The organism is Microbacterium sp. MYb54, assembly GCF_002979515.1.
Taxonomy (GTDB): Bacteria; Actinomycetota; Actinomycetes; order Actinomycetales; family Microbacteriaceae; genus Microbacterium.
In genome coordinates this window covers 262,223-285,707 of the sequence record NZ_PCPA01000004.1, presented here as the reverse complement: position 1 = coordinate 285,707, position 23,485 = coordinate 262,223, and the positions used below count along the sequence as shown (strand labels likewise).

The window sequence follows — 23,485 nt, the reverse complement described above, 5'->3', positions numbered from 1 at the left end:
GGCGTCCCATGCGGCGGCCCCTGCGGCGTCCCCTGCGGCGTCCCATGCGGCGGCCCCTGCGGCGTCCCCTGCGGCGCGAACGACGGGCCCGGCGGCTTCGGCTGTGGCGAGGTCGGTGATGGGCTGGAGGGCGCGGATCTTGGTCGCCTCATCCGGGATTGCGAGGTCGAGGAAGGTGGGCAGGTGGGTGCGGATGAGCCAGTCGAGGGCGAGGTACGAGCGTCGCTCGTCTTTGCCGTCGCCACGGGTGCCGATGATGCGCGGGATCAGCGGTACGAGTTCTTGCCGCTTGTCGGTCGGGAGCGCATCGTTGAGCGCCCGCCCGAACGATCCGAGGACCGGTGAGACGCACTGCGGAGTGTCGCTGAATGCTTCTCCTGCGACGAATGATGCGGCTTCGAGGAGGCACATGCCTTCCTCGGGGTTCGAGTGTGCGCCCTTGGCGAGGGTGATCGTGGTTTCGGCGTTCATGGTCATGCTCCTTCGGTGGGTGTGGTGGAACTGTTGCGGGAGTGGTGGCGCTCGATGAGCCACCACGTGAGCGTCAGGAGAGCGGCGAGCGGGACGCCGATCAGAGGGTCGATGAAGTCGGGGTTGTTCATGCGAACCGTCCTCCGCGCTTGACTCGACGGGTGACGCGAGCCGTGAGGGTCTGGCGCTGCTCTACGGTGCCGGCCAGCGTTGTGGCTCCTGCATCAGCGAAGGCTTCTGCTCGCTGGAAGTCCGCCGCGCCCGAGAGCACGCCACGCGCGATCTCGGCGAGGAGACGTGAATTGCGTTCAAGCTCTCGACGAGGCGTGGGCCGCCAGCGCTTCGCTTCCTCGGTGAACGACTCGGAGAGTTCGAACAGGTCGTTGCTCAACGCGATGCGGTCGGTGGCAGTGATGGTGCCGGTGTGGATTCTCATGCGGTCTCTCCCAGGGTGTCGGCGACGCGGCACCCGCGTTCGCAGTGACGGTCGTCAATGAGTGGGTGCCCGCACGCCCCGACATTCGCTCTGTAGGGACTTACGAGAGATGAGTTAGATGGTTCTATTACGGTTCTATGTGCGACAACAGATGTCGGGCCGTTGGTCCTGATCTCGTCGGGTCGCGACAGATTTGTCGGGCCGTACGCACCGACCGCAGGTGACGGGTCGCTACCCTCCGACGCACCGACAACAGATGTCGGGCCGTTGGCGAACAGTGGAGCATCGCCATAGTCGCGTCCGAACTCGAAGTTGAGGTCGAAGACGACGGGCTTACGATCGGCGCGGAGGTGCTCTGTGAGGCGCTGGTCGCCGTGCTTGATGAGCCCACGGACGCGGAGGTCGCGGAAGGCTCGCTCGACCGTGCGGAGGCTGCACCCGAGTTCGTTGGCGAGTTCGCTCTTTTTGCGCCACACGTTGCGCCCGTCGCTGTGGGCGTGGTTCGCGAGCATGAGCAGCACGCGGAACGCCGTAGGAGGCACAACGTCAAGCGGGAGCTTTGACACCCAGATAAAGGCTTCGAGACTCATGCGGCATCCCACGGCCCCTGCGAAAGGATCGCCTCGATGTCTGCGGTCGCGTAGCGGCGCTGCGTGCCTCCTGGCCGGATCGCGCGTACCTTGCCGCTGTCCGAGAGTCGTGAGACGGTCTTTGTCGTCACGCCGAGCGCCGCCGCCGCCTCAGCTGGAGTGATCCACTCAGAATCCGGAAGCTGACTTTTTGGCATGTTCGGACGATACCAGACAATTTGGCAGTATCGGGAATATCAGGAATCACTCAGGCAATATGTCCGCTATGTCCGCTAGCATGCCCGTATGAGCACAGTGAGCCCGATCCGGACCAGTGAGCCGATCGATACCGTCGTTGGCCGCCGTATCCACACGCTTATGTGGGAGCAGCGGGTCAAGAACAAGGACCTCGCCGAGCTTCTCGGCATCGAAGCAACCGGCGTCGGCAAGAAGCTGCGCGCTGAGCAGCGATTCAGCATCGAGCAGCTCGTCATGGTCGCGGCGCGCCTAAACACGACGGTGGCGTATCTCGTGGGCGAGTCAAGCGCCCCTCATCCGGTGGGCCCTGCCGGGATCGAACCGACGACATCCACGGTGTAAACGTGGCGCTCTACCAGCTGAGCTAAAGGCCCTGGTGCCCAACAGTCTATCCGGTGCCCGATGCGCGACGCTGTCGTGGAACAGGGCTAGGCTGAACCAGGCGCGCGTTGTGCACAGCCGACAAGGCTGCCCGTGTCGCTTCCCGTTTCCTTGGCATGACCTGCCAGCTTGACGAAAGGCTCCACCCGTGACCGTTCACGATCAGGATCCATACTCCCAGGGCCCCCAGGACAGTGATCCGGAAGAGACCGGCGAGTGGCAGCAGTCGCTCGATGAGCTGGTGGATGCGAAGGGCCACGGCCGTGGTCGCGAGATCATGCTCAGCCTGCTGAAGCGCTCCAAGGAGCTGCACCTCGGCGTGCCCATGGTCCCCACCACGGACTACATCAACACCATCGCGAGCGAGAACGAGCCGGAGTTCCCCGGTGACGAAGAGGTCGAGCGCCGCTACCGCGCCTGGATCCGTTGGAACGCAGCGATCACGGTGCACCGCGCACAGCGCCCCGGCATCGGCGTCGGCGGCCACATCTCGACCTACGCGTCGTCTGCCGCGCTCTACGAAGTCGGCTTCAACCACTTCTTCAAGGGTGCCGACAACCCCGGCGGCGGAGACCAGATCTTCGTCCAGGGTCACGCCTCCCCCGGCACCTACGCACGCTCCTTCCTCGAGGGACGCCTGAGCGAGGACCAGCTCGACGGCTTCCGTCAGGAGAAGTCGCACGGCCCGAACGGCATCCCCTCCTACCCGCACCCGCGTCTCATGCCGGAGTACTGGCAGTTCCCGACGGTGTCGATGGGCCTCGGTCCGATCAACGCGATCTACCAGGCGATGTCGAACAAGTACCTCGAGAACCGTGGCATCAAGGACACCTCCGCATCGCATGTCTGGGCCTTCCTGGGCGACGGCGAGATGGACGAGGTCGAGAGCCGCGGCCAGCTGCAGGTCGCAGCGAACGAGGGCCTCGACAACCTGACGTTCGTCGTGAACTGCAACCTGCAGCGCCTCGACGGTCCGGTTCGCGGCAACGGCAAGATCGTGCAGGAGCTCGAGTCGTTCTTCCGCGGTGCCGGCTGGAACGTCATCAAGGTCGTCTGGGGTCGCGAGTGGGATGATCTGCTCGCCCGCGACACCGAGGGCGCGCTGCTCAACCTGATGAACGTCACCCCCGACGGTGACTACCAGACCTACAAGGCCGAGTCCGGTGCCTACGTTCGCGAGCACTTCTTCGGTCGCGACGAGCGCACCGCCGCTCTCGTCAAGGACATGTCCGACGACGACATCTGGAACCTCAAGCGGGGTGGCCACGACTACCGCAAGGTCTACGCCGCGTTCAAGGCCGCGACCGAGCACAAGGGCAAGCCCACCGTCATCCTGGCGAAGACCGTCAAGGGCTACGGCCTCGGTCCTCAGTTCGAGGGCCGCAACGCGACCCACCAGATGAAGAAGATGACGCTGGACAACCTCAAGACGTTCCGCGACGCCATGCACATCCCGATCACGGATGCGCAGCTCGAGGAGAACCCGTACCTGCCCCCGTACTACAACCCGGGACCCCAGGACGAGACGATCCAGTACATGCTCGAGCGCCGTCAGGCCCTCGGCGGCCACCTGCCGGAGCGCCGTTCGACGCACGTCGGACTCTCGCTGCCGGATGACACGGCATACGCCCTGCCCAAGAAGGGCTCGGGCACGCAGGAGATCGCCACCACGATGGCGTTCGTCCGACTGCTGAAGGACCTGCTCCGCTCGAAGGACTTCGGTCACCGCATCGTGCCGATCATCCCCGACGAGGCGCGCACCTTCGGCATGGACGCGTACTTCCCGACGGCGAAGATCTACAACCCGAACGGCCAGCACTACACCTCGGTCGACCGCGAACTCCTCCTCGCCTACAAGGAGAGCCCGCAGGGCCAGATCATGCACGTCGGCATCAACGAGGCCGGCGCCCTCGCGGCGTTCACCGCCACCGGCACCTCGTACGCCACGCACGGCGAACCGCTCATCCCGATCTACCTCTTCTACTCGATGTTCGGGTTCCAGCGCACGGGTGACGCCCAGTGGGCAGCCGGTGACCAGATGGCGCGCGGCTTCATCATGGGCGCCACCGCCGGTCGCACGACGTTGACCGGTGAGGGCCTGCAGCACGCCGACGGACACTCGCACCTGCTCGCCGCGACCAACCCCGCGACGGTCTCGTACGACCCCGCCTACGGCTACGAGATCGCACACATCGTGCGGTCCGGCCTGGAGCGCATGTACGGCGGCAACCACGAGGACCCGAACGTGATGTACTACATCACGCTCTACAACGAGCCCATCGTGATGCCCGCCGAGCCGGAGAACGTGGACGTCGACGGCATCGTGCGCGGCATCCACCGCATCTCGGTCGGCGAGGGCGAGGGTCCCCGCGCCCAGCTCTTCGCATCGGGTGTCGGACTCCCCTGGGCCCTCGAGGCGCAGGAGCTGCTGAAGAACGACTGGGGCGTGATCGCCGACGTGTGGTCGGTCACCTCGTGGACCGAGCTGCGCCGCGACGGCCTCGCCGCCGACGAGCACAACTTCCTGCACCCGGAGGAGGAGCCCCACACGGCCTACCTCACCCAGAAGCTGCAGGGCGCAGAGGGCCCGGTCGTCGCCGTCAGCGACTTCATGCACGCCGTGCAGGACCAGATCCGTCCATGGGTTCCGAACCGCTTCGCCACGCTCGGCGCTGACGGCTTCGGATTCTCCGACACACGTGCCGCTGCACGTCGCTTCTTCAAGATCGACGGACCGTCGATCGTCGTCCGCACCCTGCAGTCGCTCGCCGAAGACGGCGTCGTCGACCGCTCGCTCGCGGCGCAGGCCATCCAGAAGTATCGACTGCACGACGTGAACGCCGGAACCAGCGGCAACGCGGGCGGCGAAAGCTGAGCCCTCGGTGACAGGTTCTTCTCCTTCCGGCATGGACAAGGCCGCGACGCTCACCTGGCTGCGCCGGATCTCCGGTGACATCGCCTCGGTGACCATCAAGCGCCTGGAGGACACCCTCCCGTGGTACGCCGACATGCCACCAGCCCGCCGCTCTGCGGTCGGGCTGGTGGCTCAGGCCGGCATCACGTCGTTCATCCAGTGGTACGAAGACCCCACCTCCACGCCATGGATCGCGGCCGACATCTTCGCCGCGGCTCCGCGTGAACTGCTGCGCAGCGTCAGCCTCCAGCAGACCCTGCAGCTCATCCGCGTCACCGTCGAGGTCACCGAGGAGCGCGTCGCGGGTCGAGGAAACGATCTCCGCGAGGCGATCCTGCTCTACTCGCGCGATGTCGCATTCGCAGCGGCCGATGTATATGCCAGGGCCGCCGAGGCCCGTGGCCTCTGGGACGCGCGCCTGGAAGCACTCGTCGTCGACTCCATCCTCACCGGCGAAGCCGACGAGGAGCTTCCGAGCCGGATCGCCGCGCTCGGTTGGCACGGTCACGGCGAGGTCGCCGTTCTCGTCGGAACAACGCCAGCGCAGTTCGACGTCGACCTGGTCCGCCGCACTGCCAGGAAGCTCGCCGTCGATGTCCTCATCGGCGTCCAGGGTTCCCGCCTCGTGCTCGTGCTCGGACGTGCACGGGTCGAAGGCCAGGAGGGCGAAGAAGAAGAACTCGGCTTCCAGGAGATCGCCACCCGCCTCGAACCGTCGTTCGGCCCGGGATATGTCGTGCTCGGTCCAGCCGTCGCCGCCCTCGTCGACGCGAGCCAGAGCGCACGCGCCGCGCTCGCGGGTTTCGCGGTCGCCCGCGCCTGGCGCGGAGCCCCTCGTCCTGTGGAAGCCGACGATCTGCTCCCGGAGCGGGCACTCGCCGGAGACCCGCTCGCGAAGCACACGCTGATCGAACGCATCTTCCGCCCGCTGCAGGCGCATTCCACCGATCTGGTCACCACGCTCTGGAGCTACCTCGACAACGGGCGCTCGCTCGAGGCGACCGCCCGCGAGCTGTTCGTGCACCCGAACACCGTGCGCTACCGGCTCAAGCGCGTGAGCGAGGTCATCGGCTGGGATGCCACCGGGCCCCGCGAGGCGCTCATCCTGCAGACCGCCCTGATCCTCGGTTCCATCGGAGCCGGGGAGCAATCGCGTCGGCGCGCGCCACTCCGACGCCCGCAGCGCTGAGCACATTCACCCTGCGTCTGTGCGCCACACACAAGGGTTTCTCGCAATCTTGTGATGGATCATCCACCACTTCGCGGGAATCGTTGGCAGACTGGGTTGGTGATTGTCGTCGTATGCCCAGGTCAGGGCTCGCAGACCCCCGGATTCCTCGCTCCTTGGCTCGAGCTCGACGGTGTGGCCGAGCGCCTCGCCGCCTACTCCGACGCTGCGGAGGTCGATCTTCGTGAACACGGAACGGTCTCGGACGCCGACACGATCCGCGACACGCGCATCGCGCAGCCGCTGATCGTCGCCGCTTCCCTGATCGCCGGTGATGCTCTGGTGGAGCGGGCCGGGCGTCGTGCGGATGGGATCGCCGGGCACTCCGTCGGCGAGATCGCCGCTCTCGTGGGCAGCGGCGTGATCGATGCCGACACCGGCATGCGCCTGGTCGGCATCCGCGGCCGTGCGATGGCCGATGCGGCAGCGCAGGAGCAGACCGGCATGAGCGCCGTCCTCGGCGGCGATGAGGAAACCCTTCTCGCCCGTCTCGCCGAGCTCGACCTCTTCCCCGCCAACTACAACGGTGGCGGACAGATCGTCGTCGCCGGCGCCCTCCCCGCCCTCGCCGCTCTCGCCGAAGAGCCCGTCAAGGGCACCCGCGTCATCCCGCTGCAGGTGGCCGGTGCCTTCCATACCCGGTACATGGCCGCAGCTGTCGCCGCGCTCCGAGACGCCGTCGCGGATGTCGCCCCTACGAGCCCCGACATCACGCTGTGGACCAACCGCGACGGCTCTGCCGTCACGGACGGCGGGCAGGCGCTCAACTACCTCGTCGACCAGGTCTCCTCCCCCGTGCGCTGGGACCTCTGCATGCAGTCCTTCGCTGACGCGGGTGTCACCGGCGTGATCGAACTCGCACCGGCCGGCGCACTGGTCGGACTCGCCAAGCGCGGCCTGCGCGGCGTGCCTACAGTCGCCGTGAAGACCCCAGAAGACCTCGACGCAGCCGTCGCGCTGCTGAACGGAGTAGCCGCATGAGCGTCACCCTCGCCCAGCTCACCGGTCCCGCGTACACGCGCATCTACTCGTACGGCGCCGCCCGTGGCGAGAATGCGGTGCCCAACGAAGACCTGATCGGACCGATCGACTCCAGTGATGAGTGGATCCGTCAGCGCACCGGCATCATCACCCGTGCCCGTGCCGACAAGGGCACCGACGCGATCGACCTCGCGACGACGGCGGCCGCGGAGGCCATCGAGAAGTCCGGCGTACCGGCAGACCAGGTCGACCTGGTGATCGTCGCGACCATCAGCAACCCCAAGCAGACGCCGTCGGTCTCGGCCATCGTCGCCGACCGCGTCGGCGCGAACCCCGCAGCGGCCTACGACATCAACGCCGCATGCGCCGGATACGCCTACGCGATCGCCCAGGCAGACGCGCTGATCAAAGCCGGCGCCGCCCGATACGCCCTCGTGATCGGCACGGAGAAGCTGTCCGATGTCGTCGACCCGACCGACCGCAGCATCTCGTTCCTCCTCGGCGACGGTGCTGGCGCCGCGCTGATCGGCCCGAGCGACACTCCCGGTATCGCTCCGGCCGTGTGGGGCTCCGACGGCTCGAAGGCCGATGCAGTGGGCATGAACGGCACGCTCACCGACTTCCGCGACGGCGTCGTGCCGTGGCCGACACTGCGCCAGGAAGGCCAGACGGTCTTCCGCTGGGCGGTCTGGGAGATGGCCAAGGTCGCACGCGAGGCACTCGACAAGGCGGGCGTCGAGCCGACGGACATCGCCGCGTTCATCCCGCACCAGGCCAACATGCGGATCATCGACGAGTTCGCCAAGCAGCTGAAGCTGCCGGAGACCACCGTGATCGCCCGCGACATCGAGACCACCGGCAACACCTCTGCCGCCTCGATCCCGCTCGCCAGCCACCGTCTGATGGCTGAGCACCCCGAACTCTCCGGCGGACTCGCGCTGCAGATCGGGTTCGGTGCGGGACTCGTGTTCGCCGCACAGGTCGTCGTCCTTCCCTGAGAATGCGCTGACTTTCCCTAGACTGTTCCACGGTTCCGAAAACAACCCGCAAGAAAGAGGAAGACCACATGGCTTTCACCAACGATGAGGTCCTCGCTGGCCTCGCAGAACTCATCACCGACGAGACCGGCATCAACGCCTCCGAGGTCGCCCTGGAGAAGTCGTTCACCGACGACCTCGACATCGACTCGATCTCGATGATGACGATCGTCGTCAACGCCGAGGAGAAGTTCGGCGTCACCATTCCCGATGACGAGGTCAAGAACCTGAAGACCGTCGGCGACGCCGTCAGCTTCATCGTCGCGGGCCAGGAGTAATCCCGGCAGGATGCCACCCCCGCACCTCGCGGGGAGTGGCATCCTCCGACCTGCCCTCTCACCCGTTCGACTTCGTTTCGACAAGGAACCACACCCCATGACCAAGCGCATCGTCGTCACCGGCATCGGCGCCACGTCCGCCATCGGCGGCACGGCCCCCGAGAACTGGACGAACCTGCTGGCCGGCATGTCCGGTACCCGCTCCCTCGAACACGACTGGGTCAAGCAGTACGAGCTTCCCGTCACCTTTGCCGCTGAGGCGATCGTCCGTCCCGAAGAGGTTCTTCCACGCCACGAGGCGAAGCGCCTCGACCCCTCGTCGCAGTTCGCGTTGATCGCCGCGCGCGAAGCGTGGGCTGACGCAGGGTCCCCCGAGGTCGCCCCTGAGCGCCTGGGAATCGACTTCGCCACCGGCATCGGTGGCCTCTGGACCCTCCTCGACGCCTGGGACACTCTCCGTGAGAAGGGCCCTCGCCGGGTCATGCCGCTCACGGTCCCGATGCTCATGCCGAACGCCGCCGCAGGAAACCTGTCGCTGCAGTTCCACGCACGCGCCTACGCGCAGACGGTCGTCAGCGCGTGCGCCTCGAGCACCGAGTCGATCATCCACGCCTTCCACCACCTTCAGGAGGGTCTCGCCGACGTCGTGATCGCCGGAGGAACCGAGTCGGCGATCCACCCGATCACGATGGCTTCCTTCGCCTCCGCGCAGGCGCTGTCGCGACGCAACGACGACCCGGCCCACGCCTCCCGCCCCGGTGCGATCGACCGGGACGGATTCGTCATGGGCGAGGGCGCTGCCGTGTTGATCCTCGAGACTGAGGAGCATGCCAAGGCCCGTGGCGCCAAGATCTACGGGTACGTCCTCGGCGGCGGCGTCACGGCCGACGCGTACCACATCACCGGCAACGACCCCGAGGGCAACGGCGCCGCCCGCGCCGTCACTCTGGCGCTCGACGAAGCCGGTGTCACCGCTGATCAGATCACGCACATCAACGCGCATGCGACGTCGACTCCGGTCGGCGACCCCAACGAGTACGTCGCACTCAAGAAGGTCTTCGGCGACCGGATCGATGAGATCCCGGTTTCCGCGACGAAGGCATCGACGGGGCACCTGCTCGGTGGAACCGGCGCTCTCGAGGCGATCTTCTCGCTCCTCGCGCTCCGCGATCGTGTCGCTCCACCGACGATCAACATGACCGAGCCTGACCCGGCTGTGCCGTTCAATCTCTCCGGCGAGGCTGCGCCTCTCGGGGACGGTCCGCAGATCGCGATCAGCAACTCCTTCGGGTTCGGCGGGCACAACGCCGTCCTGGTGGTCGCCAGCGCAGACTGACGTCTGCACCGATCGACGAAGAGAGGCCCTCGGGATTCCGAGGGCCTCTCTTCGTATCCGCAAGGGGATCAGCTGGAGCGTCAGGCGGTGCGCAGCGACCCGAGCTGCCGTGAGCGCGCTTCTCTCATCCGCGTGATTCGCGGCAGGAACCATCCGATGAGCGGGCCGACACCGAACGCGAAGAGCACTGTACCCACACCCACCGGGCCGCCCAGCAGGAAGCCGATGAGCAGCACGCTGCCCTCGATCAGGGTGCGGACGAGCCACACGGCCCATCCGGTGCGGCGAACCAGCCCGGTCATGAGGCCGTCGCGGGGGCCGGGACCGAAGTCGGCCGCGATGTAGAGCCCGGTCGCGAAGGCCAGCAGCAGGAGCCCGAAGATGAACATCGGGGCTCCGATCCAGACTGAAGCGGGATTCGGGATCAAGAGGAGTGCGAGATCGGCGCTCGGCCCGACCAGAAGCGCGTTCAGCACCGTGCCAAGACCCACACGCTGACGCAGCGGAATCCACAGCAGCAGCACGACGACCGAGATGATCACCGTCATGACGCCGTATCCGAGACCCGACTGCGCGGCGAGACCGAGTGCCAGCACGTCCCACGGGGCTACGCCGATGCCGCCACGCACCATGAAACCGAGTGCGACGCCGTAGAGGAACAGGCCGAGAACCAGCTGACCCAGCCGCTCGACGAGGTCACGCCGACTGGTGGCGGTGACGGGGAGGAACATGGCACGCAGGAGCATTCTTCCACTCTGGCCGCCGGAACCCTCTCCACGGCGAGTCCACTGCGCGTAAAGTGGCCCGCGCAGAACAGGCCACTTTGCGCCATGCTGGAAGTATGGGATCACGACTCGTCGAACAGCTCGGAGCGCACAACGTCGCCGGCGCAGCGGCGACCGCCCTGGCGGAGCAGATCCGGGCGCTGATCCTCGACGGCAGACTCACGGTCGGCGAGCGACTGCCCAGCGAACGATCCCTCGCCCTCGAACTGCGCCGCTCCCGCTCGACCATCACCCGCGCCTACGGACTGCTGGAATCCGACGGGTACGTCTCCCGTCTGCACGGCGGAAGCACGCGCGTGACCCTTCCGAACGGACACACGGCCCCGGGAGGAGACGCCGGCGACGACGCGATCGATCTATCCATCGCTTCGATGGACTCGACGCCCGGACTGTACGACGCGACGGTGCGCTCCCTCCCCCGCCTCGCCGCGCTGCGAGGCACGAGCGGCTATTCACTCCAGGGCCTGCCCGAGCTCAGAGAAGCCGTCGCCCGGCGCTTCAGCGAGCGCGGCGCGCCCACCTCCGCCGACGAGATCATCATCACCTCGGGGGCGCTGAACGCGGTGAATCTGATCCTCACCGCGATCGGACGACGCGGCGAGCGGGCCCTGGTCGAGCAGCCGACGTTCCCGCATGCCCTCGAAGCCCTGCACCGCCACGGATACCGGTTGGTGCCCACGCCCGTCGATGTCGAGGGGTGGGACAGCCGGCATCTCAATGAGACGCTGCTCGGCGCGCGCCCGCATGTGGCCTACTTGATCCCCGACTTCCACAACCCCACCGGCGCGACGCTGCCCGACGAGGAGCGGTCGCGCATCGTGACGACCGCGCGCAACGTGGGCACGCACCTCATCGTCGACGAGACGACAGCAGAACTCGACATCGACCGCGGATGGTCGCCGTCGCCGATGGCCGCGAGCGGACCGAACGTCATCACCGTCGGCTCGATGTCGAAGATCGCGTGGGGCGGGATGCGTATCGGCTGGATCCGCGCTGAGCGTTCGATCATCGCCCGGCTGCTCGCCGTCCGGCCTTCGTTCGAACTCGGAACCGCCCTGCTCGAGCAGTGCATCGCCATCGAACTGCTCGCCGACATGCCCGCCCTCACCGCCCATGTCGGCCGGCGCCTACACGCAGGGCGAACCGCAGTCGAGGAGGGCATCAGGCAGATCCCGGGCTTCCGGATGCCGCAGACACCGGGTGGGCTCTCCGCCTGGGTGGACATCGGCGCACCGCTTTCGACGTCACTCTCGCTCGCCGCACGCGAGCGGGGTCTCATCCTGCCGCCCGGTCCCCGCTTCACGACGGGCGGCGTACTCGAACGCCGACTGCGCATCCCCATCACTCTCCCGCCCGACCGCACGGCAGAGGCGATGCAGCGGCTCTCCCTCGCCTGGGCGGACGTACGCGGAGGCAGCGCATCCCCCTCCGAGGACCTCCAGCACGCCGCGGTGATCTGACTCGACGACGAGGACCCCGCCTCGTTTCCGGGGCGGGGTCCTCGTCGTGCGGAGCGGGGATACGTCTTCTCAGCGTCCGGGATCACTCACCGGCATCCGATACTCACGCCTCCCCCGCTCCCGGTCTGTGATGTCGGGCTAGCCGACCTTGTGGAGCCAGACGACACTGGCGTCGTCGCTGGCGTGGCGGAACGGTTCGAGCTCTTCGTCCCAGGCGGAGCCGAGCGCGATGTCGAGTTCGCGCTGCAGTTCGACCGCGCTTCCTGCCGCGATCTCCATGGCGTAGCGAATCCGATCCTCGCCGATGACGATGTTGCCGGCAGCGTCGGTCTGGGCATAGTGGATGCCGAGGTCGGGTGTGTGCAGCCAGCGACCGCCGTCGCTTCGAGGTGTCGGGTCCTCGGTCACCTCGAAGCGGAGGTGCTCCCATCCGCGGATGGACGTCGCGAGGGCAGCGCCGGTACCGACGGGGCCGTCCCAGTAGAACTCCGCGCGTCGCGCACCGTTGAGTACGGGCTGCTCGGTCCAGTCGAAGTTCACTGCACGCCCGATAGCGCGACCCACCGCCCACTCGAGGTGCGGGCAGAGCGCGCGAGGCGCAGAGTGGATGAACACCACTCCGCGTGCGTAAGCCGTCGCCATGATCTCTCCGTTTCATCAGGTGCGTCTTCCCCAACGACCTGAACCACGAAGTGGCGAGAATATGCGGTTGTGCGCCCATTCTCGCCGAGTTCCCCGGAAATCACAAGCATGTCATTCATGACGAAGGCCCCGGTCACGGCGACCGGGGCCTTCAGACCGGAAACCGGTCGTGAGTCTGACGAAGGTCAGGCCTCGCTCATGGCCTGCTTGACCTGCTGGCCTTTCGCGGCATAGTAGGCGGCGCGAGCGGCATCCTTGCGCGCCTGCTCTGCATAGCCGAGCTCGAGCGTCTCCTGGTCGACCTCGTAGTTGGGCACGTCGTCGGTGCCGTTGTACTTCTCGATGTAGGCGTCGAGCTCCGGGCCCGAGGTCCACGACGTGATGAGGCAGTAACGCGGCTCGGTGCCGTTGTGCGTCGCGGCGTGCCACAGGCGCTGGGTGTCGACGATGAGCTGGGCGCCGGCCGGAAGAGCGATGCGGTACTCGATGCTCGGGTCGGTGCGGTTCTCGCGCAGGACGAAGTAGCTGTCCTTGTCGTCCGTCAGGTTGAAGAAGCCGCGGACGACCCAACCGGTTCCGTCCGGGTTCAGACGGTTGTTGTCGTCCTGGTGGAGGTTGTAGAGGCATTCACCGTAAGGGGTGGGCTGCAGCTCGATGACGCGGCAGCGCCCGACATTGGCACCCGGCTCCTGCGCACGACGCGTCAGGTTCGGGGCCTTCTCGGTCTGCGAGTCGATCCAGACGCCGTCCTTGTCGGTGCGCGGCGGCTTGTGGTTCCAGAACCCGTTGCACTCGATGTCACCGAAGGCACTGGCGAGAGGCGCGAAGCGGGTGTCACCCGACGACTTCCAGTCGTTGTACTCGATGTCGAGCCATTCCTTGGGGTCGAGCTCCTGGTTGTAGCTGTCGAGGACGACGAATCCCTTTTCCTCGAGGGCAGCGGACTTGATGTAACCCATGATCGAGTCATGTTCCTTTCATCGGGGGCCAGCACGTTTTAACAGGCCCTGATAAGGCAAGCCTAACAGCGACTCCTGCGAGCCCTTCGGAGGTCGGCCGTGCATAACCGAATAGACTGATCGGGGCGCCCCGGCGAGGCCTCGGCACCCGTCGAATCGGGAGGACCAGACACCAGCATGAGCACCGCGACCAACGTCGAGGCGACAGCAGTCAACACGATCGAGTGGCTCGCGGCGGGCACGAAGACCATCGTCGTCCCGGTATACCAACGGCAGTATCGCTGGGACATCGGGGGCTGCGAACGGCTTCTCTCCGACATCCGTTCAGTGGCGCGCGAAGACGACGCCCACCGCCACTTCATCGGTTCGATCCTCTCCGCGGAAGACGGCGCATCCGCCGATTCCGATCTGATCCTCATCGATGGCCAGCAGCGCATCACCACTCTCATGCTCCTCGTCGCCGCGCTGCATCACGCGGTCCGCGACACCGATCCGACTCTGGCCACAGCCCTCGAACGTGTGCTGGTGCGCTCCGACGCGCCGGGCAGTACGAAGCTGCGCCCCCATGACGCCTGGGCCGACCTGTACGAATCGGTGGTGCTCGATCGCCGCGACGACGCAGACCGCGAATCGCGTTTCGACGACAACTACGCCTTCTTCCGCAGCCAGATCCACGTCGACGAGGTACCGGCCATCTGGCGCGGACTGCAGAAGCTCGAGCACGTGTCGATCACCCTCGGCGCCCAGGCGAATGCCCAGCAGATCTTCGAGAGCCTGAACTCGACGGGTGAGCCGCTGCGCGACCACGAGCTCATCCACAACTACATCCTGATGGGTCTGAGCCACGCCGAGCAGGTCGATGTCGAGGCCCGTTTCTGGGTGCCGATCGAGCATCACACCGGCGAGGCCATCGGCGCGTTCTGGCGGCACTACCTCGTGCTCGTCACCGGCCGTGAGGTCGCGGCCAACGGCGAACACGGCGTCTACAGCGCGTTCCGGCAGTCATTCCCCCGCGTCGACGTCGCCCATCTGCAGGCCGATGCCACGCAGTGGCGGCACTATGCCGAGATCTACGGGATCCTCCTCGACCCGTCCCGCGAGCAGGATCCCGAGATCGCTCGGCAGCTCCGCCACATCAACACGTTCGGCCGCTCCTCCTATCCGCTCGTGATGAGCGCCTACAGCGATCACACCCGCGGCATCATCGACCGTTCCGAGCTCATCGAGACCCTGGAGTGGCTGCAGGCCCTCTTCCTCCGCCGCGCTCTGGTGAATCTGCCGGCGGAGAGACTCGTCGCGAGGCTCTGCCGTGCACGTCGCGACGGTCGCGATGCGCTCGCACGCGCGTTCGCGCGCATCACCCCCTCCGACGAACGCGTGAGCGCGGTCCTGAAGTACAGCGAACTCCCCCACCCCGCCTACGTCCTGGGACGGCTGGAGGGCGTCGACGACCTCGACTCCTTCGACATCGAGCACATTGTCCCGACCGTGCCGGGCGATTCTTGGTCGGGCGACGGAGAGCGAACCTGGATCGATTACTCCGAGGATGAGCAGAACAGCCATCGTGCCCTTGCCCCGACTCTCGGCAACCTGACTCTGCTCGAGCAGGGTCTCACCGAACGGGTGTTCGGCGCCCCGTTCCCCGTGAAGCGCACGGAGGCGTACCCACGCAGCTCGGTGCCGGCGACGCGCGACCTCACCGACGTCGACTCCTGGAACACGGCGGCCATCACACGGCGCACGATCGCCCTCACGGCCGAGCTGATCCGCATCTGGGCGCGGCCCGCCCTGCCGGAGATCGACGACGACGGCCTGACGCCGATCCTGGATGCGGTGCGACGCCGCGGATGGCCGACCGGGTGGGAGCGGGAGTTCGACTACGTCGAGTACCGCGGTGAGCGCTGGGAGGTTCCCGACGTCAAGTACCTGTTCAACCGGGTATTCCGCCGCGCGTGGACCGACAACAGGACCGCTGCTCTGGCCTACTGCGCCGCCCACGGCGGCCCGATCTACCAGGACATGGCCTGGAAGGGCCAGTGGGACGAGCTCGGCGAGGGCCACTTCCTCTACATGGGCTGGGATTCCAATTACATGATGACCGCTGTGCAGGGTGTGCTCGAGGAGTCGGGCATCGCCTCGGAGGTCTTCGTCAAGTACTCCTACATCGGAAATGTGATGTGAACATGAGCACCGTCGTCCGCAAACTGCAGGATCTCACCGTCGAAGAGCACACGCTCACCGTCCCCCTGGTGTGGGGAGACCCCTCCGACCGCCGCACGATCGACATCTTCGCGCGCGTGGTCGCCCGCGAGGGCGGTGAAGCGCTCCCCTATCTGGTGTTCCTGCAGGGGGGACCTGGGCACGAGGCTCCGCGTCCGTTCCACTCGTCGAGTTCGCCTGCCTGGCTCGACGAAGCGCTCGCCCACTACCGCCTGGTGCTCCTCGATCAGCGCGGTACCGGACGCTCGACACCGGTCGGTGACCAGGACCTCGAGCGCGGCGCCGCAGCCGTGGCCGAGCACCTCACCCACCTGCGCGCCGATGCGATCGTGCGTGACTGCGAGGCCATGCGCGAGCACCTGGGCGCCACGACCTGGAGCGTGCTGGGGCAGTCCTTCGGCGGCTTCACGACCCTGGCGTACCTCTCCACCGACGCCGACTCCCTCGAAGACGTCTTCATCACCGGCGGTCTCAGTGCGGTCGGACGCCACCCTGATGACGTGTACGCGCTCTGCTACGACAAGATGCGCGATTCCTCGGAGCGCTACTACCGACGCTTCCCCGAGCACCGCGACGTCATGCGACGGCTCGTCGAGCTGGCGGATGCCGGAGACATCGTCCTTCCAGACGGAGAGGTCGTCTCGCGGTCGCGGCTGCGATCGATGGGCTCAGCCCTCGGCACGAACGACGGCTGGCAGGCCGTGTGGTCCCTCCTCGAGCGCGATCCGTCCTCGAACGCCTTCCGATACGACCTGATGCACGCCATGCCCTACGACGGCCGCAACCCGCTGTACTTCGCGTTCCACGAGTCGAGCTACGCCGACGGCCACGCCACCCGGTGGTCGGCCGAGCGCACAGAGCCCGCAGACTTCCGCGACGACCCGACACTGTTCACGGGCGAGCACATCCGCCGCGAGTGGACCGAGACGGTGCCCGCGTTCCAGCCGTGGCGCGATGTCGCGCTCGAACTCGCCGAGTTCGAGTGGCCTCAGATCTACGATGCCGCAGCTATCGCCGCTTCGGGGGCGACCGGTGCGGCCGCGGTCTACGTCAACGACGTCTACGTGCCCTACGAGTTCTCTCTCGAGACCGCGAAGCTGATCCCGGGCGTGCAGCTCTGGCAGACGAGCGAGCACGAGCACAACGGTCTGCGCTCGGGACCGGTGCTGTCGCATCTGATCGACCTCGCGCACGGTCGTCGCATCCGCTGACATCTCCGCCTCGAGGAGGATGCCCTCGTCCTACCCGCCGCCTACGCTGTACCCATGGAACAGGGTGTGGGCGTGATCATCACGGTCGGAGTACTGCTGCTCCTGGTCTCCGCCGTGATCGTCATGATCGCCTTCGGGTTCTCGAAGGTACCCATCGAGAAGAAGTACGAGACCAGCGGCGGCGGGCTCGGCGGCGCGTTCGATGCCGTGTGGTCGCCGACTGCGCACGAAGCGGGGATGGAGCGCGACCGCCAGACACAGCGGACCGCCCCGGCGCCGTCGCCGGGCGATCCCCCGGACGCGATCGACGACGGCCGGATCCGACTCGACATCTGAGGGATCGGAACACGGCCGGATGTGAAGCGCACGTCCGAGAATGAAAGAAGACCCCATGCTCCGAGGAGCATGGGGCCTTCTTCATGGCAGTCGTTACTTGGACGAGCCGCCGAAGCCCTTGAAGCGCTGGTTGAACTTCTCGACGCGGCCGGCCGAGTCCATGATGCGCTGCTTACCCGTGTAGAACGGGTGCGAAGCCGACGAGATCTCGACGTCGATGACGGGGTACTCGACGCCGTCCAACTCGATGGTCTTGTCGCCGGTCACGGTCGAGCGGGTGAGGAACGTCTCGCCCGAGCCGAGGTCGCGGAACACGACAGCCTTGTACTCGGGGTGAATGTCAGTCTTCATGGGATTCCTTAGTTGCTGCCCTGGATTGTGCCAGGGACGAGGGAAGTCTGCGGTGCAGAGAGCACCAAGGGTCAATTCTATCAGACGCAGATCATGATGCTGCGCGGGCGGCGTAGCGGCCGTCTTCGCTGCTGAGCACGATCGGCATGCCGAACGTGTCGGTGAGCGCCTCGGCTGTGAGCGTCTCCGCGATCGGGCCCGCCGCGACGACGGAACCGTCACGGATCAGCATGACGTGGGTGAATCCCACGGGGATCTCTTCGACGTGGTGCGTGACCATCAGCATGGCGGGGGTGGTCGGCGAGGATGCGTATCCACTGAGCAGCGCGAGGAGCTCTTCGCGGGAGCCGAGATCGAGCGAGGCCGTCGGCTCGTCGAGCAGCAGGAGCTCCGGGTCGGTCATCACCGCTCGCGCGATCTGCACGCGCTTCTGCTCGCCGTCGCTGAGCGTGCCGAAAGTGCGCTCAGCCAGGTGGTCGAGGCGCCAGTCACCGAGCACCCGAAGTGCACGGCGCTCGTCGATGTCTTCGTAGTTCTCGTTCCAGCGGCCCAGCACGGAGTAAGCGGCGGTGAGCACGGTGTTGAGGACCGTCTCATCACGAGGCACGCGCTTGGCCATCGCCGACGAGGCGAAGCCGATGCGCGGACGCACCTCGAACACGTCGGTGCGACCGAGGGTCTCCCCCAGTACCGTCACCGTTCCCGCTGTCGGGTGCATGAGCGTGTCGGCCAGCTGCAGAAGCGTGGTCTTGCCCGCGCCGTTCGGGCCGAGGATCACCCATCGCTGGTCGTCGTCGACCTCCCACGTCACGTGATCGATGATGTTGCGCCCCTCACGGCGCACGACGACGTCGGTGAATTCCAGAGCGCTCGGCATGCATCAAGCCTATCGGCTCAGGCGGTGAGCTCCGCGTAGAGCGCGCGCGTCGTCTCTGCGATCGCCGCCCAGCTGAAGTCATCGCGCGCCCGCTCGCGTCCGGCCTCGCCGTAAGCGCGTGCCCGCTCTGGATCCATCGCCACTTCGGTGAGCACGGCCGCGAGGTCGGCCACGTAGCGCTCCGGATCCACGGGCGTGCCGGTGCCGTCCTGCAACTGCTCGATCGGCACGAGTCGACCGGTGACACCGTCGGCGACTACCTCGGGGATTCCACCCGTGGCCGTTCCCACCACGGCTGCGCCACACGCCATCGCCTCGAGGTTCACGATTCCGAGCGGCTCGTAGATGGACGGGCAGACGAATGTCGTCGCCGCCGTGAGGATCGCCGACAGCTCGTCGCGCGGCAGCATCCGCTCCACCCAGATGACGCCATCGCGCGTCTGCTGCAGCAGCCGGACACCCTCTTGGACCTCCGCCATGATCTCCGGCGTGTCCGGAGCGCCGGCGCACAGCACGAGCTGCACCTCCGGCGGCAGGAGCCGGGCGGCCTGCAGCAGATACGGCAGGCCCTTCTGCCTCGTGATGCGCCCGACGAACACGACAGAGGGTCGTGCGGGATCCAGCCCGATCGATTCCAGGAATGCCGCATCCTTTACAGGACGCCACCGCTCGACATCGATGCCGTTGTGGATCACGCGCACCTTCGCAGGGTCGACCTGGGGGTAGCTGCGCAGGATGTCGGCACGCATTCCGGCACTCACGGCGATCACCGCTGCGGCATTCTCGTAGGCGAGCCGCTCGATGCCACTGGAGATGGCGTAGCCACCGCCGAGCTGCTCCGCCTTCCATGGTCGGAGGGGCTCGAGGCTGTGTGCCGTCAGTACATGCGGGATCCCATGCAGCTGCGAAGCGAGGTGCCCGGCGAAGTTCGCGTACCAGGTGTGGCTGTGCGCGAGGTCGGCCCCCGCGATCGCCGACACGATCTCGAGATCAGTGCCCAGCGTCTGCAGCGCGGCATTCGCGCCGGCGAGTTCCACGGGCGCGCGGTACGCGAACGTATCCGTCTCCTCACGCGGAGCCCCGAACGCGCGGACCCGCACTTCGATGTGCTCCCTGAGGGCTGCGACGAGCTCGGCGACGTGCACGCCGGCACCGCCGTACACCTCCGGCGGATACTCCTTCGTGATCATTTCAACTCGCATGTCTGAACGCTAGTACAGCGAGGAGGAAGGCATCTATGGTGGAGCCATGTCCGCTCCAAAGAAGGTCTTCGGGATCATCCTCGCCGGCGGCGAGGGCAAGCGCCTCATGCCTCTCACGGCCGACAGAGCGAAACCCGCAGTGCCGTTCGGCGGACAGTACAGACTCATCGATTTCGCGATCTCCAACCTCATCAACTCCGGCCTCCGGCAGATCGTGGTGCTGACGCAGTACAAGTCCCACAGCCTCGACCGGCACATCTCGCAGACCTGGCGGATGTCGGCCCTCCTCGACTCCTACGTGACCTCGGTCCCCGCGCAGCAGCGGCTCGGCAAGCGATGGTTCTCCGGATCGGCCGACGCCATCCTGCAGAGCATGAACCTGATCAACGACGAGAAGCCCGACATCGTCGTGGTCATCGGCGCCGATCACGTGTACCGGATGGACTTCCGGCAGATGCTCGAGGCGCACATCGAGTCGGGCGCGAAGGCGACCGTCGCTGGCATCCGTCAGCCGCTCGCGCTCGCGTCGCAGTTCGGCGTGATCGATGCCGACGCGGAGTCGGGGCGGATCAAGCAGTTCCTGGAGAAGCCGACCGATATCGCAGGTCTCGAAGACTCCCCCCACGAGGTGCTCGCGTCGATGGGCAACTACATCTTCGACGCGGACGCGCTGATCGCCGCGGTCGAGGCCGACGGAGAATCGCCGGTGTCCGGGCACGACATGGGCGGCGACATCGTCCCCTACTTCGTCGAGCGCGGCGAGGCCGGCTACTACGACATGAAGCAGAACGAGGTGCCTGGGTCGTCTCCTCGCGACCGCTCCTACTGGCGTGACGTCGGGACGATCGACTCGTTCTACGACGCGCACCGCGACCTGATCTCGACCCTGCCGATCTTCAACCTCTACAACATGGAGTGGCCGATCCACTCGCAGGCGGTCAACTCCCCTCCGGCGAAGTTCGTCCGCGACTCGGTCGGTCGGATCGGCAACGCGATCGATTCGATCGTCTCGCTCGGGTCCGTGCTGTCCGGCACCCACCTGGAACGCAGCGTGGTGGGTCCGTGGACTCTCGCCGGTGGCGGCTCGACCATCACGGACTCCGTCGTGTTCGACCACGTTCATGTCGGTCAAGGAGCGCGCATCCATCGGGCGATCCTCGACAAGAACGTGGTGCTGGCCGATGGAGCGACCGTCGGCGTGGACCGCGAACGCGACCTGGCCCGTGGTTTCACCGTCACCGAATCCGGTATCACCGTCGTCGGCAAGGGCGTCTTCATCGAACGCTGAAGACGTCACGCAGCGCATCGACCGCTCGGGCGATCGCTAGGCTCGATGAGTGACCACCGCGCGATTCCTCGTCGTCCTCGATGCCGATTCCACCCTGATCCGCAACGAGGTGATCGAGCTGCTCGCCGACGAGGCCGGTCGCCGCGCCGAGGTGCAGGCGGCCACCGAGGCTGCGATGCGCGGTGAGGTCGACTTCGCGACGAGTCTGCGCTCCCGGGTCGCCGCCCTCGAAGGCGTGCCCGTCTCTGCGTTCGATCGCGTGCGTGCGCGGATCGAGCCGACACCCGGCGTGCGCGAACTCACGGCGGCCGTCCACGACCGCGGTGGTGTGGTTGGCGTCGTCTCCGGCGGCTTCCACGAGATCCTCGACGACGTCGCACCCGCTCTCGGTGTCGATCGCTGGCGAGCGAACCGTCTCTCGACTGCTGACGGGTTCCTCTCCGGACGAGTCGACGGCGACATCGTGGATGGAGCCGCGAAGGCGTTTTCGCTCCAGCAATGGGCAGAGGAACTCCGTGTCGCACCCCACGCGACCATCGCGATCGGCGACGGCGCGAACGACCTGCAGATGATGGCGGTCGCGGGCCTCGGGCTCGCTTTCAATGCGAAGCCCGCGGTGCGCGAGGCGGCCAGTCTCGTGATCGGTCCGCAAGACCTGTCTGAGGTCGTCGCGCTGCTGCCGTAGGCGTATCCCCATGGAGAACGTCCGTGCCGGCCGCTAGCGTCGGCTCATGGACATCATCCTCATACCGGGACTCTGGCTCGATGCCTCCAGCTGGGACGACGTGACGCCGGCGCTCGAACAAGCTGGCCATCGCGTGCACGCCCTGACGCTCCCCGGCCTCGACGAACCGGCGTCGACCTCTTCCGAGATCGGCATCGCGCAATGGATCGCTGCCGCGGTGACAACCGTCGACGCGGTGCCGGGCGACGTCGTGGTGGTCGGCCACAGCGGTGGCGGGAACGTCGCGTGGGGTGTCGCCGACGCACGCCCCGATCGCGTGAACCGCGTCGTCTTCGTCGATACCGTTCCGCCGCCGCCCGGGAGCGGGATCAGCGAATTCGAGATCATCGACGGGGTCGTGCCCTTCCCCGGCTGGGGCTTCTTCCCCAACGAAGACGTGAGCGATCTCGACGATGCCACGCGGGCACGCACGGCGCCGCACACTCGCAGCGTTCCTCCACGAGTGCCGACCGACGGCATCGTGCTCGACAACCCCGCCAGATATCGGGTACCCGTAACCCTGCTGATGGGCGGCCTCGACCAGCCCGCGTTCGAAGCGATGATCGATCAGTGGGGGTCCTACGCCGACGAGTACCGGGCAATCGACGATGCTGAGGTCATCAGAATCGGCTCCGGCCACTGGCCGCAGTTCTCCGTCCCGGAAAGACTGGGCGAGCTCCTCAACTCCGCGATCGCTCGCTGAAAGTCGAGAGCCGGGGTCAGTGCCCCATCCCGAGGCCACCGTCGACCGGGATGACCGCACCCGAGATGTAGCCGGCGTCGTCGCCTGCGAGCCAGGTGACCACACCTGCGACCTCATCGGGCGTGGCGAATCGTGCCGCGGGGATGCTCGCCTTGTACTGCTTCTGTGTCTCCTCGGGGAGCTCCGCCGTCATGTCGGTCTCGATGAATCCTGGAGCCACGACGTTGGCCGTGATCCCACGGGCTCCGAGCTCACGGGTGATCGAACGGGCGAATCCCACGAGAGCGCTCTTGGATGCCGAGTAGTTCGCCTGGCCCGCGGAGCCGTAGAGACCCACGACGCTCGAGATCAGGATGATGCGCCCGAAGCGCGCGCGCAGCATGCCCTTCGATGCGCGCTTGACGACGCGGAACGTACCGCCCAGGTTCGTGGCGACCACGCTGTCGAAGTCGTCTTCACTCATGCGCATGAGGAGCGTGTCCTTCGTGATCCCGGCGTTCGCGACGACGATCTCGACCGGTCCGAGCTGCTGTTCCACCTCGGTGAACGCGGCATCGAGCGCCACGGCATCCGTCACATCCGCGCGAACCGTCAGCGTGCCTTCGGGGCCCTCACCGCTGCGAGCAGTGACCGCCACTCGGTAGCCATCGCGTACGAATCGCTCCGCGATCGCGCGGCCGATGCCGCGGTTTCCGCCGGTGACGAGGACGACGCGGTCAGCACTCATTGGGGGTACTCCTGATCTGGGCCGGTGGCCTGGGGTTTCCGAGCCGTCATCGATCCTACCGACGATGCCCGGGCCGGCTGGCTTCCTGCGTTTGACAGACTCGAACGCTGC

25 protein-coding genes, 1 tRNA gene and 1 pseudogene are annotated in these 23,485 nt (G+C 66.8%); 14 read left to right on the top strand and 13 right to left on the bottom strand.

What is annotated here, in order from left to right:
• From CQ040_RS06975 to CQ040_RS06960, 5 genes and pseudogenes are all read right to left on the bottom strand, one after another.
• Positions 1-471: pseudogene (locus CQ040_RS06975) on the bottom strand (hypothetical protein); the annotation flags it as partial.
• Positions 472-473: 2 nt separating this feature from the next.
• Entirely contained in the window at positions 474-602 is a 129-nt protein-coding gene (locus CQ040_RS20980; RefSeq protein ID WP_258131181.1) for a hypothetical protein, read from the bottom strand.
• Entirely contained in the window at positions 599-907 is a 309-nt protein-coding gene (locus tag CQ040_RS06970) for a hypothetical protein (protein WP_105525875.1), read from the bottom strand. Before CQ040_RS06970 ends, CQ040_RS20980 begins: the two co-directional genes overlap by 4 nt.
• Positions 904-1,497 (bottom strand): helix-turn-helix domain-containing protein, encoded by a 594-nt coding sequence (locus CQ040_RS06965; protein ID WP_105525874.1) that lies wholly within the window; start codon positions 1,495-1,497, stop codon positions 904-906. Before CQ040_RS06965 ends, CQ040_RS06970 begins: the two co-directional genes overlap by 4 nt.
• Complete coding sequence (locus tag CQ040_RS06960; protein ID WP_105525873.1) at positions 1,494-1,694, bottom strand: helix-turn-helix domain-containing protein; 201 nt, start codon at positions 1,692-1,694, stop codon at positions 1,494-1,496. The genes CQ040_RS06965 and CQ040_RS06960 overlap by 4 nt, the downstream gene beginning before the upstream one ends.
• Positions 1,695-1,782: 88 nt before the next feature.
• Between CQ040_RS06960 and CQ040_RS21220 the strand changes: the two genes are divergently transcribed.
• Positions 1,783-2,076 (top strand): helix-turn-helix domain-containing protein, encoded by a 294-nt coding sequence (locus CQ040_RS21220; protein ID WP_105525931.1) that lies wholly within the window; start codon positions 1,783-1,785, stop codon positions 2,074-2,076.
• Here CQ040_RS21220 and CQ040_RS06950 read toward each other — a convergent pair.
• Positions 2,036-2,108: transfer RNA gene (locus CQ040_RS06950), tRNA-Val, on the bottom strand. The two genes, CQ040_RS21220 and CQ040_RS06950, sit on opposite strands and share 41 nt — an antisense overlap.
• Before the next feature lie 155 nt (positions 2,109-2,263).
• Between CQ040_RS06950 and aceE the strand changes: the two genes are divergently transcribed.
• The 6 genes from aceE (at position 2,264) to CQ040_RS06920 (ending at position 9,889) form a co-directional block, all read left to right on the top strand.
• Complete coding sequence (aceE, locus tag CQ040_RS06945) at positions 2,264-4,990, top strand: pyruvate dehydrogenase (acetyl-transferring), homodimeric type (RefSeq protein ID WP_105525872.1); 2,727 nt, start codon at positions 2,264-2,266, stop codon at positions 4,988-4,990.
• Between the two features lie 31 nt (positions 4,991-5,021).
• The gene (locus CQ040_RS06940; RefSeq protein ID WP_028501723.1) at positions 5,022-6,218 is read left to right on the top strand and encodes a CdaR family transcriptional regulator; all 1,197 of its coding nucleotides are present in this window, start codon (positions 5,022-5,024) and stop codon (positions 6,216-6,218) included.
• Between the two features lie 99 nt (positions 6,219-6,317).
• On the top strand, positions 6,318-7,238 hold the full coding sequence (locus tag CQ040_RS06935) for an ACP S-malonyltransferase (RefSeq protein ID WP_105525871.1): 921 nt from the start codon (positions 6,318-6,320) through the stop codon (positions 7,236-7,238).
• Positions 7,235-8,236 (top strand): beta-ketoacyl-ACP synthase III, encoded by a 1,002-nt coding sequence (locus CQ040_RS06930; protein ID WP_028501721.1) that lies wholly within the window; start codon positions 7,235-7,237, stop codon positions 8,234-8,236. Before CQ040_RS06935 ends, CQ040_RS06930 begins: the two co-directional genes overlap by 4 nt.
• Before the next feature lie 68 nt (positions 8,237-8,304).
• Positions 8,305-8,553, top strand: coding sequence for an acyl carrier protein (locus tag CQ040_RS06925; protein ID WP_017830435.1), 249 nt, complete (start codon positions 8,305-8,307; stop codon positions 8,551-8,553).
• 97 nt (positions 8,554-8,650) lie between these two features.
• The gene (locus CQ040_RS06920) at positions 8,651-9,889 is read left to right on the top strand and encodes a beta-ketoacyl synthase (RefSeq protein ID WP_028501720.1); all 1,239 of its coding nucleotides are present in this window, start codon (positions 8,651-8,653) and stop codon (positions 9,887-9,889) included.
• Between the two features lie 80 nt (positions 9,890-9,969).
• On the opposite strand, the gene CQ040_RS06915 is transcribed toward CQ040_RS06920, so the two are convergent.
• Positions 9,970-10,635, bottom strand: a complete 666-nt coding sequence (locus CQ040_RS06915) for a YitT family protein (RefSeq protein WP_105525870.1) — start codon at positions 10,633-10,635, stop codon at positions 9,970-9,972.
• Between the two features lie 95 nt (positions 10,636-10,730).
• On the opposite strand from CQ040_RS06915, the gene CQ040_RS06910 reads away from it, so the two are divergent.
• Positions 10,731-12,134 carry a PLP-dependent aminotransferase family protein gene (locus CQ040_RS06910; RefSeq protein ID WP_105525869.1) on the top strand — a complete coding sequence of 468 codons (1,404 nt, stop codon included), beginning with the start codon at positions 10,731-10,733 and terminating at the stop codon, positions 12,132-12,134.
• Between the two features lie 138 nt (positions 12,135-12,272).
• Here CQ040_RS06910 and CQ040_RS06905 read toward each other — a convergent pair whose 3' ends face one another.
• Positions 12,273-12,776, bottom strand: coding sequence for a DUF3145 domain-containing protein (locus CQ040_RS06905; protein ID WP_105525868.1), 504 nt, complete (start codon positions 12,774-12,776; stop codon positions 12,273-12,275).
• Positions 12,777-12,961: 185 nt separating this feature from the next.
• Entirely contained in the window at positions 12,962-13,735 is a 774-nt protein-coding gene (locus CQ040_RS06900) for a hypothetical protein (RefSeq protein WP_028501716.1), read from the bottom strand.
• Positions 13,736-13,912: 177 nt separating this feature from the next.
• Here CQ040_RS06900 and CQ040_RS06895 point away from each other — a divergent pair, with 177 nt between their 5' ends.
• Genes CQ040_RS06895 through CQ040_RS06885 form a run of 3 tightly spaced genes read left to right on the top strand, consistent with a single transcriptional unit; the run spans position 13,913 to position 17,502 of the window.
• Positions 13,913-15,916 carry a DUF262 domain-containing protein gene (locus tag CQ040_RS06895; RefSeq protein WP_105525867.1) on the top strand — a complete coding sequence of 668 codons (2,004 nt, stop codon included), beginning with the start codon at positions 13,913-13,915 and terminating at the stop codon, positions 15,914-15,916.
• A complete protein-coding gene (locus CQ040_RS06890; protein ID WP_105525866.1) occupies positions 15,913-17,166 on the top strand; it encodes an alpha/beta fold hydrolase in 1,254 nt (417 codons plus the stop codon). Before CQ040_RS06895 ends, CQ040_RS06890 begins: the two co-directional genes overlap by 4 nt.
• A 54-nt stretch (positions 17,167-17,220) precedes the next feature.
• Positions 17,221-17,502 (top strand): hypothetical protein, encoded by a 282-nt coding sequence (locus CQ040_RS06885; RefSeq protein ID WP_105525865.1) that lies wholly within the window; start codon positions 17,221-17,223, stop codon positions 17,500-17,502.
• Between the two features lie 93 nt (positions 17,503-17,595).
• Here CQ040_RS06885 and CQ040_RS06880 read toward each other — a convergent pair whose 3' ends face one another.
• The 3 genes from CQ040_RS06880 to glgA all read right to left on the bottom strand — a co-directional run bounded on the left by CQ040_RS06880 (position 17,596) and on the right by glgA (position 19,932).
• A complete protein-coding gene (locus CQ040_RS06880) occupies positions 17,596-17,853 on the bottom strand; it encodes a type B 50S ribosomal protein L31 (RefSeq protein WP_028501712.1) in 258 nt (85 codons plus the stop codon).
• Between the two features lie 91 nt (positions 17,854-17,944).
• Positions 17,945-18,730, bottom strand: coding sequence for an ABC transporter ATP-binding protein (locus tag CQ040_RS06875; RefSeq protein WP_105525864.1), 786 nt, complete (start codon positions 18,728-18,730; stop codon positions 17,945-17,947).
• Between the two features lie 17 nt (positions 18,731-18,747).
• A complete protein-coding gene (glgA, locus tag CQ040_RS06870; RefSeq protein WP_105525863.1) occupies positions 18,748-19,932 on the bottom strand; it encodes a glycogen synthase in 1,185 nt (394 codons plus the stop codon).
• Between the two features lie 46 nt (positions 19,933-19,978).
• Between glgA and glgC the strand changes: the two genes are divergently transcribed.
• From glgC to CQ040_RS06855, 3 genes are read left to right on the top strand one after another with little or no spacing between them, the layout of a single operon-like run.
• Positions 19,979-21,220, top strand: a complete 1,242-nt coding sequence (gene glgC / locus CQ040_RS06865; RefSeq protein ID WP_017830423.1) for a glucose-1-phosphate adenylyltransferase — start codon at positions 19,979-19,981, stop codon at positions 21,218-21,220.
• Positions 21,221-21,269: 49 nt separating this feature from the next.
• Complete coding sequence (gene serB / locus CQ040_RS06860) at positions 21,270-21,905, top strand: phosphoserine phosphatase SerB (RefSeq protein WP_105525862.1); 636 nt, start codon at positions 21,270-21,272, stop codon at positions 21,903-21,905.
• Between the two features lie 46 nt (positions 21,906-21,951).
• Positions 21,952-22,647 carry an alpha/beta fold hydrolase gene (locus CQ040_RS06855; protein ID WP_105525861.1) on the top strand — a complete coding sequence of 232 codons (696 nt, stop codon included), beginning with the start codon at positions 21,952-21,954 and terminating at the stop codon, positions 22,645-22,647.
• Positions 22,648-22,663: 16 nt separating this feature from the next.
• On the opposite strand, the gene CQ040_RS06850 is transcribed toward CQ040_RS06855, so the two are convergent.
• The gene (locus CQ040_RS06850; protein ID WP_105525860.1) at positions 22,664-23,374 is read right to left on the bottom strand and encodes a beta-ketoacyl-ACP reductase; all 711 of its coding nucleotides are present in this window, start codon (positions 23,372-23,374) and stop codon (positions 22,664-22,666) included.
• Positions 23,375-23,485: the final 111 nt, after the last annotated feature.

Bases quoted from the DNA above. Each gene is read 5' to 3' on its own strand.
- CQ040_RS20980 (WP_258131181.1), bottom strand. From the start codon at position 602: ATGAACAACCCCGACTTCATCGACCCTCTGATCGGCGTCCCGCTCGCC.
- CQ040_RS06970 (WP_105525875.1), bottom strand. From the start codon at position 907: ATGAGAATCCACACCGGCACCATCACTGCCACCGACCGCATCGCGTTG.
- CQ040_RS06965 (WP_105525874.1), bottom strand. From the start codon at position 1,497: ATGAGTCTCGAAGCCTTTATCTGGGTGTCAAAGCTCCCGCTTGACGTT.
- CQ040_RS06960 (WP_105525873.1), bottom strand. From the start codon at position 1,694: ATGCCAAAAAGTCAGCTTCCGGATTCTGAGTGGATCACTCCAGCTGAG.
- CQ040_RS21220 (WP_105525931.1), top strand. From the start codon at position 1,783: ATGAGCACAGTGAGCCCGATCCGGACCAGTGAGCCGATCGATACCGTC.
- CQ040_RS06940 (WP_028501723.1), top strand. From the start codon at position 5,022: ATGGACAAGGCCGCGACGCTCACCTGGCTGCGCCGGATCTCCGGTGAC.
- CQ040_RS06930 (WP_028501721.1), top strand. From the start codon at position 7,235: ATGAGCGTCACCCTCGCCCAGCTCACCGGTCCCGCGTACACGCGCATC.
- CQ040_RS06925 (WP_017830435.1), top strand. From the start codon at position 8,305: ATGGCTTTCACCAACGATGAGGTCCTCGCTGGCCTCGCAGAACTCATC.
- CQ040_RS06920 (WP_028501720.1), top strand. From the start codon at position 8,651: ATGACCAAGCGCATCGTCGTCACCGGCATCGGCGCCACGTCCGCCATC.
- CQ040_RS06915 (WP_105525870.1), bottom strand. From the start codon at position 10,635: ATGCTCCTGCGTGCCATGTTCCTCCCCGTCACCGCCACCAGTCGGCGT.
- CQ040_RS06910 (WP_105525869.1), top strand. From the start codon at position 10,731: ATGGGATCACGACTCGTCGAACAGCTCGGAGCGCACAACGTCGCCGGC.
- CQ040_RS06905 (WP_105525868.1), bottom strand. From the start codon at position 12,776: ATGGCGACGGCTTACGCACGCGGAGTGGTGTTCATCCACTCTGCGCCT.
- CQ040_RS06900 (WP_028501716.1), bottom strand. From the start codon at position 13,735: ATGGGTTACATCAAGTCCGCTGCCCTCGAGGAAAAGGGATTCGTCGTC.
- CQ040_RS06895 (WP_105525867.1), top strand. From the start codon at position 13,913: ATGAGCACCGCGACCAACGTCGAGGCGACAGCAGTCAACACGATCGAG.
- CQ040_RS06885 (WP_105525865.1), top strand. From the start codon at position 17,221: ATGGAACAGGGTGTGGGCGTGATCATCACGGTCGGAGTACTGCTGCTC.
- CQ040_RS06880 (WP_028501712.1), bottom strand. From the start codon at position 17,853: ATGAAGACTGACATTCACCCCGAGTACAAGGCTGTCGTGTTCCGCGAC.
- CQ040_RS06875 (WP_105525864.1), bottom strand. From the start codon at position 18,730: ATGCCGAGCGCTCTGGAATTCACCGACGTCGTCGTGCGCCGTGAGGGG.
- glgA (WP_105525863.1), bottom strand. From the start codon at position 19,932: ATGCGAGTTGAAATGATCACGAAGGAGTATCCGCCGGAGGTGTACGGC.
- glgC (WP_017830423.1), top strand. From the start codon at position 19,979: ATGTCCGCTCCAAAGAAGGTCTTCGGGATCATCCTCGCCGGCGGCGAG.
- CQ040_RS06855 (WP_105525861.1), top strand. From the start codon at position 21,952: ATGGACATCATCCTCATACCGGGACTCTGGCTCGATGCCTCCAGCTGG.
- CQ040_RS06850 (WP_105525860.1), bottom strand. From the start codon at position 23,374: ATGAGTGCTGACCGCGTCGTCCTCGTCACCGGCGGAAACCGCGGCATC.